Source organism: Kocuria sp. WN036 (genome assembly GCF_002287015.1).
Classification (GTDB): domain Bacteria; phylum Actinomycetota; class Actinomycetes; order Actinomycetales; family Micrococcaceae; genus Kocuria; species Kocuria rosea.
Map to the genome: position 1 here is coordinate 133,206 of NZ_NSKF01000003.1, position 13,305 is coordinate 146,510.

The following is a 13,305-nucleotide window of genomic DNA, read 5'->3' on the forward strand; positions in this document are numbered from 1 at the left end:
GGGGCCGCCGTGACCGAGGAGCGCCGGGTGGTCCGCCAGCGCGGGCTGTGGTTCGAGGAGTTCGAGGTCGGCACCGTCTACGAGCACGCCCCGGGCCGGACCGTGACCGAGGCGGACAACGTGCTGTTCACGACCCTCACCATGAACACCCAGTCCCTGCACCTGGACGCCGCGTGGTCCGGGCGCCAGCCCTTCGGCCGGCGGCTCGTGAACTCCATGTTCACCCTCTCGACCATCGTGGGGGCGTCCGTGGCCCAGCTGACCCAGGGCACCATCGTGGCGAACCTGGGCTTCGAGGAGGTCGCCTTCCCGCACCCGCTCTTCCACGGGGACACCCTGTACTCGTCCTCCGAGGTCCTCGGCGCCCGCCCCTCGGCCTCCCGGCCCGGGCAGGGCATCGTCCGCATGAAGCACGTGGGCCGCAACCAGGAGGGGGTCGTGGTGGCCGAGTGCACCCGCTCGGTGCTCGTGTGGTCCCGCGACGCCGCCCCGCAGTGACAGCACACCGTGAAGCCCCACCGCGACACCCCGCCGCGACCCCCGGCCAAGGAGCCCCGATGACCGACCCGTTCACCCTCGGACCCGCCCTGCTGTTCTGCCCGGCCGACCGCCCCGAGCGCTACGCCAAGGCGGCCGAGCGCGCCGACGCCGTGATCCTGGACCTCGAGGACGCCGTGGCGCCCTCCGCCAAGCCCGCCGCCCGGGACGCCCTCGTGGCCACGCCCCTGGACCCCGCCCGCACGGTCGTGCGGATCAACGCCGAGGACACCGAGGACTTCGCCCACGACCTCGTCGCCCTGCGGCACACCGGGTACACCACCGTGATGCTGCCCAAGACCGCCTCCGCGGAGCGGCTCGCCGTCGTCGCCGAGCTGGGCCTGCACCGCGTCGTCGCGCTGTGCGAGACCGCGGAGGGCGTGGTCAACGCGGCCGAGATCGCCCGGTCCCCCAACGTGGTCGCGCTGATGTGGGGCGCCGAGGACCTCGTGGCCTCGCTCGGCGGCAGCTCGTCCCGGCGCCGGGACGGCGCCTACCGGGACGTGGCCCGCCACGCCCGGTCCGCCGTCCTGCTCGCGGCCGGCGCCGCCGGCCGGCCCGCGATCGACGCGGTGCACGTCGACCTCGCCGACCACGACGGGCTGCGCGAGGAGGCCCTCGACGCGGTGGCCTCCGGCTTCGCGGCCACCGCCTGCCTCCACCCCGGGCAGGTCGGGACCGTCCGCGCCGCCTACCGGCCCGGTGCCGAGGAGGTCGCTGCCGCCCGGGAGCTGCTCGCCGCCGCCCGCCGCACCCCCGGCGTCTTCGCGTTCCGCGGGCGGATGGTCGACGCGCCCCTGATCCGCCACGCCGAGCGCCTCGTGCGCCGCGCGGACGCCTGAGACCCCGTCCGTCCGCACGGACCGCCCGTCACCACCCCGTCACCGCCCCGTCCCGTCCATCCCCGTCCCGCCCGGAGGAGACCATGAGCCAGCCCCTGACGATCGTCGTCCCCGTCAAGCACGTCCCCGACGCCGCGGGGGACCGCGTCCTCGCCGGGAGCCCACCCCTGCTCGAGCGCGCGTCCGGGATCCTCTCCGAGCTCGACGAGTACGCCCTCGAGGCCGCCGCGCAGATCGTCGAGACGCACGGGGGCGCGGCGGCCGGGCACCGCGTGCTCGCCCTCACCCTGGGACCCGCGGGTGCGACGGGCGCGCTCAAGCGCGCCCTCCAGCTGGGCGCCGACGCCGGGTTCCACGTGCTCGACGACGCCCTCGCCGGCTCCGACGCCTGGGTCACCGCCCGGGTGCTCGCCGCGGCGGTGCAGCGGATCGCCGCGGCGGAGGACCGGGCCGTGGACCTCGTGCTCACCGGCATGGCCTCCACCGACGGCGAGACGTCCCTGGTCCCCGGTCAGCTCGCCGAGCGGCTCGGCCTCGCCCACGTCGGCTTCGCGAGCTCCCTGGCGCTGGCCGAGGACGGCGCCTCGCTCACCGCCGTCCGGCACACCGAGACCGAGGCCCTCCGGGTCGCCGCGGACCTGCCGGCGCTCGTGGCCGTGACGGACCAGGTCAACACCCCGCGCTACCCCACCTTCAAGGCGATCATGGCGGCCAAGAAGAAGCCCGTGCAGACGTGGTCCGTCGCCGACCTCGGCCTGGACACCGGGGACGTGGGCCTCGCCGGCTCGCTCACCGAGGTGCTCGACGCCGTGCCGCGCCCGCCCCGGACCGCCGGGGAGGTCGTGGCCGACGACGGCGAGGGCGGCATCCGCCTCGCCGAGTTCCTCGTGGCCCGGAGGCTCGTCTGAGCACCCGGCCGCACCCCGCCGGACCCCCATCGCACGCGCCCGCCCGCCGGGCAGGAGGAGGACGACCATGACCACGGACACGACAGGCAAGAGCACGACCGCAGCCCTGGTGGTGCTGGCCACCACGGACCGGCTGCGCCGCGCCGACCGGGAGCTGCTCGTGCTCGCCGGCACGCTGGGCGAGACGCACGTCGTCGTGCCGGACGCGCCCGGCGACGCCCTGCTCGGCGAGCTCGCCGCCCACGGGGTGGGCGCCGTGCACGCCCCGGAGGGCGGGCCCGGCGACCGGCTCACCACGCCGGCGGTCGCGCTCGCGGAGGCCGCCGCCCGGGAGACCGGCGCCACGGCGCTGCTGCTTGCCGCCACCCCCGAGGCCAAGGACGTCGCCGCGCGCCTGGGCGTGCGGCTCGGGGCCGGGGTGGTCACCGACGTGGTCGCCCTCGACGCCGACCTCGTCGCCACCAAGTCCGTCCTCGCCGGCGGGTGGACCACCCGGTGCCGGGCCACGAGCCCGGTGCTGATCGCGACCGTCCGCCCCAACTCGGTCGAGCTCCCCGCCGACGTCGCTGCTGCGGCGCCGGCCGGGGTGCAGCGCCCGCGGGTGCGCACGCACGCGCTCGAGGACACCGTGCCCGCGGCCCGGGTGGTGGGCCGGTCCGCGCTGCCGGCCTCCGGGCGCCCGGCGCTGGGCGAGGCGCGCGTGGTCGTGGCCGGCGGCCGCGGCACGGGCGGGGACTTCGGGCCGCTCGAGGCGCTCGCCGACGTCCTCGGCGGCGCGATCGGGGCCTCCCGCGCGGCGGTGGACGCCGGGTGGATCGGCCCCGAGGCGCAGGTGGGCCAGACCGGGCGCACCGTCTCCCCGCAGCTCTACGTCTCGTGCGGGATCTCCGGGGCCGTCCAGCAGCGCGCCGGGATGCAGACGGCGGGCACGATCGTGGCCGTGAACAAGGACGAGCACGCGCCGGTCTTCGAGATCGCCGACCTCGGCATCGTGGGCGACCTGCAGAAGGTGCTGCCCCAGGCGGTCGAGCACCTCAGGGCGCTGCGCGGATAGGAGCCGGGCGGCGGAGCGGCCGGCAGGGCCGTCCCGGGCCGTGGGCTCAGCGCGCCACGGTCCGGTGGCCGGCGTCCAGCCGCCGGGTCCAGCCGCGGGCGTCGAGGTGCTCGAGCAGCGGGATCGCGACGCGCCGGGAGGTGCCGAGCGCCTGGCGGGCCTGGCTCGTGGTGAAGGGCTGCGGCAGCCGGGCGAGCTCGCGCATCGCCAGGGCGGGGGCGGTGGGGAGCAGCACGACGCCGTCCCCCAGCCGGAGCAGCCGGCCGGTGCGCTCGGCCGCGGCGAGCTCGCGGGCGCCGAGCCGCAGCGCCGTCAGCTCGTCGGCCTCCGGGCTCCGGAAGGGCTCGGCCCCGAGCCGCCGCTCCAGCTCGAGCACCGCGGTCTCGTGGGCGCCGAGGCCGCCGCGGTGGTGCGGGGACCGGATGTGCCCGCCGTCCTGCTCCAGGCCGGCGCCGCGGACCACGGGGTCGACCAGCGCGGCGTCGGGCAGCGCGAGCAGGTCGCGGGCCGCGCCCCGCGAGAGACCCGCGGCCAGGGGATCCCGGGCGTGCAGCTCCTCCACGGCGGTGCGCAGCCGCTGCGTCCAGGACTCGAGCACGGGGGCGTGCACCCACCAGCCGCCGAGCGCGCGCACGTCGCCGGGCGGGGCGGCGTCCGCGGTGGTCACCAGCCCGAGGCGGTGCAGGTGCTGCGCCTGGACCGCGCCGCGGCGGGCCACCTCCGCGCCGACGTCCCCGCGCAGGTCCGTGCCGGCGAGCCGGACGGCGCGGCGCGCCCGGTCGCCGCGCCGCCGCAGCGCGGGCGGGTCGGCGTCGAGGACCTGGGCGCCGCCGAGCACCGAGCGGCTGCCGGGGTCGCGGAGCACCAGGCGGTCCCCGAGGACCAGGGGCAGGGGCCGGTCCAGGACCAGCCGGGCGTGGTCGTCGTCGAACGGGCTCAGCCGGGCGGGCACGGCCGCGGTGCCGGCGTGGACCACGAGGTGCTCGGCCGTGTCCGTGAGGGCGGGGCCGGTGGCCCGGCGGACGTCGAGGACGTCGGTGAGCGGCCACGTGCCGGGGGTGACCAGGGCGTCGCCGCGGTGCACGTCGGAGGCGGAGACCCCCCGCAGGTTGAGCGCCACGCGGGTGCACGGCTCCAGCGCGGTGTGGGCCACGTTCCGGCTGTGCATGCCCCGGACCACGACCGGCACGGCTCCGCCGTGGCCGAGCAGGTGCAGCCGGTCGCCCTGCCGGAGCGATCCCGCGGCCAGCGTGCCGGTCACCACCGTCCCGGAGCCGGTGATCGTGAAGGACCGGTCCACCCACAGCCGCAGCCGCCCCTGGGCGGGGGCGGGCGCCCGCGCCAGGACGTCGTCGAGGACGGCGCGCAGCTCGTCGAGGCCCGTGCCCTCGAGGGCCGAGACGGTGACCGCGGGCGCGTCGTGCAGACCGGTCCCGGCCAGCTCCGCGCGGACCTGGGCGAGGACCTCGCCGGTGCGCCCGGGGGCCCGGTCGGCGCGGGTGAGCACCACCACGCCGTGCTCGATGCCGAGGGCCGCGACGGCGTCGCGGTGGTCGCCGGACTGGGCCTGCCAGCCCTCGTCGACGGCGACCACGAAGCAGACCACGGGAGCCGGGCCGAGACCGGCGAGCATGTTGCCGAGGAAGCGCTCGTGGCCCGGGACGTCCACGAAGGCCACGTCGCGCCCGGACGGCAGCGCGGTCCAGGCGTAGCCCAGGTCGATGGTCAGCCCGCGGCGGCGCTCCTCCTCCCAGCGGTCGGGCTCCATCCCGGTGAGGGCCCGCACCAGGGTGCTCTTGCCGTGGTCGACGTGCCCGGCCGTGGCGACGACGTGCACGCTCACCGGGTCCCTCCCGGGCCGCCGTCCGCCCCGGCCAGGGCGGTCAGGGCCGCCTGCACCGCCGCGCGCAGGCGCTCGTCCTCGGACTCGGGCACGCAGCGCAGATCGACCAGGCACGCGCGGTCGTGGACCCGGGGGAGCACGGCCGGGCGGCCGGTGCGCAGCAGCGGGGCCGCCGCCTCGGGCAGCCGCACCGCCCACCCCGGCAGGGGCATGCCGGGCGCGCCGCCGCCGCCGACACGGCCGTCGTGGGCGACCACGGGTGCGCCGACGGCCGCGCCGAGCCGTTCGGCCCGGTCGCGGAGCCGGTCCGGGTCCGCGTGCAGCGCGGTCGTGACCGGGGCGGGCCCCCCGGTGAGCGTGGCCTCCAGGGCCGCGAGCGCGAGCTTGTCGGCGCGGACCGCCCGGGCGAGGGGGTGGGCGGCCAGCCGGGCGACGGCGTCCGAGCCGCCGAGCAGCAGCCCGGCCTGCGGGCCGCCGAGCAGCTTGTCGCCGCTCGCGATGACGAGGTCGGCGCCGCCCTCGAGGGCCGAGGCGGCGTCGGGCTCGGACGGCAGCTGCGGGTCCGGGACGAGGAGCCCGCTGCCGAGGTCCGCCACGAGGGGCAGGCCGTGGGCCCGGGCCAGCGGCCGCAGCTCGTCGACCTCGACGGCCGAGGTGAACCCCTCCAGCCGGAAGTTGCTCGGGTGCACCTTGAGCAGGCAGCCGGTCTCCGGGCCGATCGCCTCGGCGTAGTCGCGCAGGTGGGTCCGGTTGGTCGTGCCCACCTCGCGCAGCCGGGCGCCGGTCGACTCGATCAGCTCCGGCAGCCGGAAGCCGGCCCCGATCTCGACGAGCTCGCCGCGGCTGATCACCACCTCGCGGCCGGCGGCCAGGGCCGTGGTGGCCAGCACGAGGGCGGCCGCGCCGTTGTTGACGACCAGGGCGTCCTCGGCGGGTGGGCAGGCGGCGAGCAGGGCCGCCCGGGCGGCGGCGCCGCGGCGGGAGCGGGTGCCGCTCACCAGGTCGAGCTCCACGTCGACGTACCCGCCGGCCGTGACCAGCGCGTCGAGCGCCGCCGCGGACAGCGGGGCGCGGCCGAGGTTGGTGTGCACCACCACGCCGGTGGCGTTGAGCACCGGCGTCAGGCTCGAGGCGGAGCGGGCCCCGAGCGCGGCGAGGACCGCCGGCTCGACCTCGCCGGGGGCGATCTCGCCGCGCCGCGCCCGGTCCTGGGTCTCGCGCACCAGCGCGCGGACGACGTCCTCGCTCAGCCGCTCGAGCGCCCGGCGGACGGGCGGCAGGGCCATGAGCTGGTCGGTGCGCGGGATCAGGCGGCGCGGGTCGTCCAGGGCCACAGTCCCTCCTCGTCGGGCGGCACGCGGTGCGGGTGGTCGGTGCGCGGGTGGGCGGCGCAGGGGGTTGGCGGAGGCGGACGGGAATCGAACCCGCCAGGCCGAGGTGCTCGGCCTCACCGGTTTTGAAGACCGGGGGGCCCACCAGGACCCGGACGCCTCCGTCACCCAACCTAGCACCGCCGTCACCAGTAGGCTGACGACATGGAACAGACCCGGACGCCGACCCCGCCCCTGCCAGCGCCCGGGACGGTCCGCCTGACCGGCTTCGCCCACGGCGGCGGATGCGCGTGCAAGATCCCGCCCGGCGAGCTCGAGGACGCGGTCCGGGGCCTCACCGGCCAGGCGGGGGACGGCGTGCTGGTCGGTCTCGACGACGGCGACGACGCCGCGGCCGTCCTGGTGCGCGAGGACCTCGCGGTGCTGTCCACCGCCGACTTCTTCACCCCGGTGGTCGACGACGCCTACGACTGGGGCCGGATCGCCGCCGCGAACGCGCTCTCGGACGTCTATGCCATGGGCGGGCGCCCGGTCATGGCCATCAACCTCGTGGGCTGGCCCCGCGACGTGCTGCCCATGGAGCTGATGACCGAGGTGCTCCGCGGCGGCCTGGCGGTCGCCTCCGAGGCGGGGTGCCCGGTGATCGGGGGGCACTCCATCGACGACCCGGAGCCGAAGTACGGCATGGCCGTGACCGGTGTGGCCCACCCGGACCGGCTGCTGCGCAACGACGCCGCCGCACCGGGGCTGCCCCTGACCCTCACCAAGCCCATCGGCGTGGGACTGCTCAACAACCGGCACAAGGCGACCGGCGAGGTCTTCGCCGAGGCGCTCGCCACGATGACCCGGCTCAACCGGGACGCGGCCGAGGCGGCGCTGGCGGCCGGGGCCCGGGCGGCCACGGACGTCACCGGCTTCGGCCTGCTCGGGCACCTGCACAAGATGTGCCGTGCCTCCGGGGTGGGCGCGGTGCTCGACCGGAGCGCCGTGCCCCTCGTGGAGGGCGCGGCCGAGGCGCTGCGGGACGGCTACGTCTCCGGCGGGACCCGCCGCAACCTGGACTGGGTGCGCCCGCACCTGCGGGCGGGGACCGGTGTCACCGAGGACGACCTGCTCCTGCTGGCCGACGCGCAGACCTCGGGCGGCCTGCTCGTGGTCGGCGAGGTGCCGGGCTACCCCGTGGTGGGCCACACCGTGGCCGGGTCCGGACTCCACGTGCGCTGAACCCCGCCGGGGCACGGCGCCGGGCGCTCAGCCGACGGTCGTGATCGAGTCGTCGGTGATCCCGGCGGCGCGCCGGGCGGCCAGCCGGGCCTTCTGCGGCTCGATCGTGTAGCGGGGGTCCACGGCCGAGTGCAGACCGGCCTCCATCACGCCGAACCGGGTGAGCGCCGAGGACGCCAGCAGCGCCAGCCCCGAGATCGCGGCGACGGCCCGGTGCCGCCCGCCCAGCAGCGTGCCGAGACCGCCGGCGACCGCCAGCCGCTCGCTCCACGCCAGCATGGTCCCGGCCTGGCCGTGGTGCAGCGGCTCGGCCGCCACCGGGTCCATCCGGCGCTCCATCAGCTTCGTGGCGATCAGCTCACCGGCCACGCCCAGCACGGCCAGCCGCCTGGCGGGGCCGGCCTCGCCGACCGAGGTCGTGACCATGGCCAGGCCGCCCGAGGCGAGGCTCGCCGAGCTCACGAAGACGAACGCCAGGTCCTCGCGGGCGGCGTTCCAGGTGGGCGTCGCCGTGTCGGAGAGCAGCGCCGCGGTGTACGCGGCGAGCGGGCCCGCGAAGACCGCGGCCTCGACGCCGGCCGGGCCCTCTACGGCGCGCAGCACCGGGCGCAGCGGGCCCAGCGGAAGGCGGGAGCCGGTCATCCGGTCCACCTCGGACGCGACCGCGGTCCCCATGCCGGCCCCGAACGCGCTGAGGATCCACGTGCCCATGCTCATCGGCGAGGTCGGCTTGAACGTGCGCAGCATGTGCAGGAAGCGCTCCGGGCGGCCGAGGTCCGCGACCAGCGCCGCGCCGCCGAGACCGAGCGCGGTCACCGAGCCCAGCCGGGCGTTGCGGCGCAGCTCGGCCCGGCCCGTGAGCTGACCGCCGAGCGCCAGCAGCGCGGAGCCGCCGGCCACGCCGCCGAGGAACAGGTACGCGGCGACCTCGTGGCCCCAGGGCGCCGGCTTGACCACCGGGCGGCCGTAGTAGGAGCCGAACTCCGGCTCCGGGACCATCGGCATCTCCCGGGAGCCGTCGCCGCCGCCCTGCCCGGCGCCCCGGCGGCGCGGGCCGTCCCGCCGCCGGCGGCGCGGCGGCTCGGGCGGACGGTAGCCGTCGAACTCGGACAGGCTCACGAGCGGCCCCCCGCGAAGGCCAGGGCGGCGGCGGCGAGCATGCCCGCCGCGGCCAGTCCGGCCCGCTGGTACATCCGGGGCAGGTCCGCGGTCGGCACCCGCGGGTCGGGCGGAAGCCCGTAGACCTCCGGCTCGTCGAGCAGCAGGAACACCGAACCGGTGCCGCCCACGCCGTCCAGCTCGTTCGCGCCGTAGAGCCGCGCCTCGGTGCGCCCCTGGGCGTGCAGCTCGGCGACCCGGTGCCGGGCCGTCTCGACCATGTCGTCGTGCTCGCCGTACTTGATGGACGTGGTGGGGCACGTCTGCGCGCACGCGGGCGTCTGGTCGTCCACCATGCGGTCGTAGCACAGGGTGCACTTCTGGGCGACGCCCACGTTCTTCACCGCAGGCTTGTCCGGCTTGCCCGGCTGCCCGTCCCGCTCCGTGCGCGGGGCGGCCGTGCCGTCGGTGCGCCGCTCGATCACGCCGAACGGGCAGCCGGCCACGCAGGTGCCGCACCCGTTGCACACGTCGTCCTGGACCACCACGGTGCCGTGCTCGGTGCGGAACAGCGCCCCGGTGGGGCACACGTCGAGGCACCCGGCGTGCGTGCAGTGCTTGCAGACGTCCGAGGACATCAGCCAGCGGAACTCCTCGGTGTTCGGCGGGGTGGTGTCCCCGGCGGCCGGCTGCGGGCGCGCCTCGGGCGGGCCGACGCGCGGCATGCCCAGGCTCACGAGCTTGCGCCCGGACTCGCGGGCCTCCTCGATCCGCTCGCTGTCCTGTTCGACGAACGCCACGTGCCGCCAGGTGCTGGCACCCAGGGCGCCGGTGTTGTCGTAGGAGGACTCGAGCAGCTCGAGGCCCCCGTCCTGGGGGTTCTGGTTCCACTCCTTGCAGGCCACCTCGCAGGCCTTGCACCCGATGCAGATCGAGGTGTCCGTGAAGAAGCCCTTCCGCGCGTGCGCGTGCTCCCAGTGCGCGTCGGCCGTGGGATCGGTCGGTCCGGCCAGCTGGCCCATCAGTGCTCCCTCATCGGGTCGGTGGTCGGGTCGGTGCCCGGATCGGTGCTCCGGTCGGTGCCGGGGACGTCGATCCGGGTGTTGCCGGTCTCCACGGTGGCGCCCGCGCGCTGCTGGTACTCCAGGACCAGGTCGAGCAGCTCGGGACCCCGCGGCCGGCGGCCCGGGCGGATGTGGCACGAGCCCACCTTGGAGTCCTGGATCTGCACGTTGGGCTCGAGGGTCAGGCCCAGCAGGTCGTTGGCGGAGTCGCCGCTGACCACGGCGTCGTCGCCCACGCCCCAGTGGTACGGGAGGCCGATCTGGTGCACGGTGTGCCCGCGCACCACGAGCGGGGTCATCCGCTCGGTGACGAGCACCCGCACCTCGATCGCCGCCCGGGGCGAGACGATCGTGGCCCAGCCGTACGGCTCCAGCCCGCACTCGGCGGCGAGCTCGGGGGAGACCTCGCAGAACATCTCCGGCTGCAGCTCCGAGAGGTACGGCAGCCACCGGCTCATGCCGCCGGCGGTGTGGTGCTCGGTGAGCCGGTACGTGGTGAACACGTAGGGGTACACGTCCGCCCCCGGCTCCCCGGCGCTCGGGGCGGTGAGGTTGTCCTGGCGGGCGAACAGCACCCGGGAGGGATTGCGCTGCTGGGTGTACAGGGCGTTGGCGACCGGTGACTCCTGCGGCTCGTAGTGCGTGGGCAGCGGCCCGTCCAGCACGCCCTTGGGCGCGTACAGCCAGCCCTTGCCGTCGGCCTGCATGATGAACGGGTCGTCGCCGGCGAGCGCGGCCGCGCCCCCGGAGTCGGGGTCGGGGCGGGTGCCCGGGGCGAGGTGGAGCGGGAAGTCGGGCACGTCGTCCCCGACCCACTGGTCCTGCTCCTCGTCCCACCACACGAGCTTCTTGCGCTCGCTCCAGGGCCGGCCCTCCGGGTCCGCCGAGGCGCGGTTGTAGAGCAGCCGACGGTTGGCCGGCCACGCCCAGCCCCACTCGAGCGCGGCGGGACCCTGTTCCCCGCCGGGTCTGCGGGCGGCGGCACGGTTGACGCCGTCGGCGTAGACCCCGGTGTAGATCCAGCAGCCGCCGGAGGTCGAGCCGTCCGCCCGCATCTCGGTGTACGAGGACAGCGGCTTCCCGGCGTCCGGGCCGGTGAGGTGCCGGCCGTTGATCTCGACGAGCACCGCCTCGGGGTCCGGCTCGCCGTGCTCGTCGACGGGGTAGTCCCAGGTGAGGTCGAGCAGCGGGCGGTCGCGCTCGTCCCCGGACCCGGCCAGCCGCTCCCGGATCCGCCGGCCCAGCTCGAAGAAGAACTGCAGCTCGCTCTGGCACTCGCCCGGCGGGGCCACGGCCTGGTGGCGCCACTGCAGCAGCCGCTGGGTCTGGGTGAAGGTGCCCGACTTCTCCACGTGCGTGGCCGCGGGCAGGAAGAACACCTCGGTCTCGATGTCCTCGGTGCGCAGCTCGCCCGAGGCGATCTCCGGGCCGTCCTTCCACCAGGTCGCCGACTCGATGAGGTTGAGGTCCCGCACCACCAGCCACTTGAGGTGGGACATGGCCATCCGCTGCATCCGGCCGTTGGAGGAGCCCACCGCGGGGTTCTGGCCGAGCAGGAAGTAGCCCTCCACCTCGTCGTCGAGCATCTTCGTCAGCGTCTGGAAGGTGCCGTGCGCGCCGGTGAGGCGCGGGAGGTAGTCGTAGGCCCAGTCGTTGTCCGCGGTGGCGGCGTCCCCCCACCAGGCCTTGAGCAGGCTCGTCGTGTAGGCGTCGGCCTCGGCCCAGTAGCCCTTCTGCTTCTTCGACGCGATCGCGGCCAGGTAGTCGTCGAACGTGTCGTGGGTGCCGGCCACCGGCATGGGCAAGTAGCCGGGCAGCAGGTTGAACAGCGTGGGGATGTCGGTCGAGCCCTGGATGCTGGCGTGCCCGCGCAGGGCCATGATCCCGCCGCCGGGGCGGCCCATGTTGCCCAGCAGCAGCTGCAGGATGGACGCGGTGCGGATGTACTGCGCGCCCAGGCTGTGCTGGGTCCAGCCCACGGCGTAGGCGAAGCACGTGGTCCGCTCCCGCCCGGAGTTCTCCGTGATGGAGCGGGCCAGGTACGCGAAGTCCTCGGGGGAGACGCCGCACACCTCCTGCACCATCTCGGGGGTGTAGCGCGCGTAGTGCCGCTTGAGGATCTGGAACACCGTCCGGGGGTCCTGCAGGGTCTCGTCGCGCTGCATGCGGGCGTGCTCCATCGGGGCGCCGCCGCTGCCGAGCTGCTGGCCGGCGGCCTCGTCCACGGCCTCCGCCCCCTCCTCGGCGCCGTGGTCGGGGTCGCCCGCGGGTGCGTCCACCCGGCCGTCGTGCTCCCCGGCGCCGCCCTCGTTCTCGGCGTAGGCCCAGGTGGACATGTCGTACTGGCCGGTCTCAGGGTCGAACCCGGAGAACAGCCCGTCGAGGTCCTCGGCGTCGCGGTAGTCCTCGTTCACCAGCGTGGCGGCGTTGGTGTAGGCGCGCACGTACTCCTCGAACCACAGGTCGTGGGTGAGCACGTGGTTGACCAGGGCGCCGAGCAGGACGATGTCCGAGCCGGCCCGGATCGGAACGTGCTTGTCAGCGACCGCCGAGGTGCGGGTGAAGCGCGGGTCGACGTGGATGACCCGGGCGCCGCGCGCCTTGGCCTCCGTCACCCACTGGTAGCCCACGGGGTGGCACTCGGCCATGTTGGAGCCCTGGATGACGATGCAGTCGGCGTTGGCCATGTCCTGCAGGGACTGCGTGGCACCGCCACGTCCGAACGAGGCTCCCAGACCGGGAACCGTGGCGGAGTGTCAAATACGGGCCTGGTTCTCGATCTGGATCGCTCCCGCGGCGGTGAAGAGCTTCTTGATGAGGTAGTTCTCCTCGTTGTCCAGCGTGGCGCCGCCCAGGGCGGCGAAGCCCATCGTGCGGCGCAGCGGACGGCCCTGCTCGTCGGCGTCCTGCCAGCCGTTGCGGCGGGCCTCGAGGACGCGGTCGGCCACCATCTCGAGGGCGGTGCCGAGGTCCAGCCGCTGCCACTCGGTGGCCCGGGGCGCACGGTAGAGCACCTCGGTCTGCCGGCCGGGGGCGTTGACCAGCTGCTCGCTGGCCGCGCCCTTGGGGCACAGGCGTCCGCGGGAGATCGGCGAGTCCGGGTCGCCCTCGATCTGGACGACCTTCTCGTCCTTGACGTACACCCGCTGGCCGCAGCCGACCGCGCAGTACGGGCAGACGCTCTGCACGACCCGGTCCGCGGTGGTCGTGCGCGGGCTCGTCGTCCGGGTGCGCTCCGAGGTCACCGCCGGTCCGCGACCGAGCAGGTCGCCCGAACGGATCTGCCGGAGGACCGGCCACTCCAGGGGACTGAATCGTGACATGTCAGGAGCATAGCCCGCCGGTGTGTCAGGAGCCACACCGGCGGGCGGCGCGGACGCAGGCGCCGCCGGCGCGCGGAACCC

Annotated in this window: 10 protein-coding genes and 1 tRNA gene; 5 read left to right on the forward strand and 6 right to left on the reverse strand. The window is 76.0% G+C overall.

What is annotated here, in order from left to right:
• Positions 1 to 9: 9 nt before the first annotated feature.
• The 4 genes from CK505_RS03410 to CK505_RS03425 all read left to right on the forward strand — a co-directional run bounded on the left by CK505_RS03410 (position 10) and on the right by CK505_RS03425 (position 3,341).
• Positions 10 to 498 (forward strand): MaoC family dehydratase, encoded by a 489-nt coding sequence (locus CK505_RS03410; RefSeq protein WP_176475277.1) that lies wholly within the window; start codon positions 10 to 12, stop codon positions 496 to 498.
• 59 nt (positions 499 to 557) lie between these two features.
• A complete protein-coding gene (locus CK505_RS03415; RefSeq protein ID WP_095650233.1) occupies positions 558 to 1,379 on the forward strand; it encodes a CoA ester lyase in 822 nt (273 codons plus the stop codon).
• An 83-nt stretch (positions 1,380 to 1,462) separates the two neighbouring features.
• Complete coding sequence (locus CK505_RS03420; RefSeq protein ID WP_176475278.1) at positions 1,463 to 2,287, forward strand: electron transfer flavoprotein subunit beta/FixA family protein; 825 nt, start codon at positions 1,463 to 1,465, stop codon at positions 2,285 to 2,287.
• 67 nt (positions 2,288 to 2,354) lie between these two features.
• Positions 2,355 to 3,341: an electron transfer flavoprotein subunit alpha/FixB family protein gene (locus CK505_RS03425; RefSeq protein ID WP_176475279.1), complete on the forward strand. Its 987-nt coding sequence runs from the start codon at positions 2,355 to 2,357 to the stop codon at positions 3,339 to 3,341.
• A 46-nt stretch (positions 3,342 to 3,387) separates the two neighbouring features.
• On the opposite strand, the gene selB is transcribed toward CK505_RS03425, so the two are convergent.
• From selB to CK505_RS03440, 3 genes are all read right to left on the reverse strand, one after another.
• Positions 3,388 to 5,178 carry a selenocysteine-specific translation elongation factor gene (selB, locus tag CK505_RS03430; RefSeq protein ID WP_217987526.1) on the reverse strand — a complete coding sequence of 597 codons (1,791 nt, stop codon included), beginning with the start codon at positions 5,176 to 5,178 and terminating at the stop codon, positions 3,388 to 3,390.
• 2 nt (positions 5,179 to 5,180) lie between these two features.
• Positions 5,181 to 6,518 (reverse strand): L-seryl-tRNA(Sec) selenium transferase, encoded by a 1,338-nt coding sequence (selA, locus tag CK505_RS03435; protein WP_095650235.1) that lies wholly within the window; start codon positions 6,516 to 6,518, stop codon positions 5,181 to 5,183.
• A gap of 65 nt (positions 6,519 to 6,583) precedes the next feature.
• A tRNA-Sec gene (locus CK505_RS03440) sits at positions 6,584 to 6,678 on the reverse strand.
• Between the two features lie 41 nt (positions 6,679 to 6,719).
• Between CK505_RS03440 and selD the strand changes: the two genes are divergently transcribed.
• Positions 6,720 to 7,739, forward strand: coding sequence for a selenide, water dikinase SelD (gene selD / locus CK505_RS03445; protein ID WP_017833142.1), 1,020 nt, complete (start codon positions 6,720 to 6,722; stop codon positions 7,737 to 7,739).
• Between the two features lie 27 nt (positions 7,740 to 7,766).
• Here selD and nrfD read toward each other — a convergent pair whose 3' ends face one another.
• From nrfD to fdh, 3 genes are read right to left on the reverse strand one after another with little or no spacing between them, the layout of a single operon-like run.
• A complete protein-coding gene (gene nrfD / locus CK505_RS03450; RefSeq protein ID WP_095650236.1) occupies positions 7,767 to 8,858 on the reverse strand; it encodes an NrfD/PsrC family molybdoenzyme membrane anchor subunit in 1,092 nt (363 codons plus the stop codon).
• A complete protein-coding gene (locus tag CK505_RS03455) occupies positions 8,855 to 9,859 on the reverse strand; it encodes a 4Fe-4S dicluster domain-containing protein (protein ID WP_176475280.1) in 1,005 nt (334 codons plus the stop codon). The genes nrfD and CK505_RS03455 overlap by 4 nt, the downstream gene beginning before the upstream one ends.
• The gene (gene fdh, locus CK505_RS03460) at positions 9,859 to 13,224 is read right to left on the reverse strand and encodes a formate dehydrogenase (RefSeq protein ID WP_217987522.1); all 3,366 of its coding nucleotides are present in this window, start codon (positions 13,222 to 13,224) and stop codon (positions 9,859 to 9,861) included. The genes CK505_RS03455 and fdh overlap by 1 nt, the downstream gene beginning before the upstream one ends.
• Between the last annotated feature and the right edge of the window lie 81 nt (positions 13,225 to 13,305).

What these genes read in the sequence shown, in the direction of transcription:
- CK505_RS03415 (WP_095650233.1), top strand. Translation starts at nt 558, where the DNA reads ATGACCGACCCGTTCACCCTCGGACCCGCCCTGCTGTTCTGCCCGGCC.
- CK505_RS03420 (WP_176475278.1), top strand. Translation starts at nt 1,463, where the DNA reads ATGAGCCAGCCCCTGACGATCGTCGTCCCCGTCAAGCACGTCCCCGAC.
- CK505_RS03425 (WP_176475279.1), top strand. Translation starts at nt 2,355, where the DNA reads ATGACCACGGACACGACAGGCAAGAGCACGACCGCAGCCCTGGTGGTG.
- selD (WP_017833142.1), top strand. Translation starts at nt 6,720, where the DNA reads ATGGAACAGACCCGGACGCCGACCCCGCCCCTGCCAGCGCCCGGGACG.
- CK505_RS03455 (WP_176475280.1), bottom strand. Translation starts at nt 9,859, where the DNA reads ATGGGCCAGCTGGCCGGACCGACCGATCCCACGGCCGACGCGCACTGG.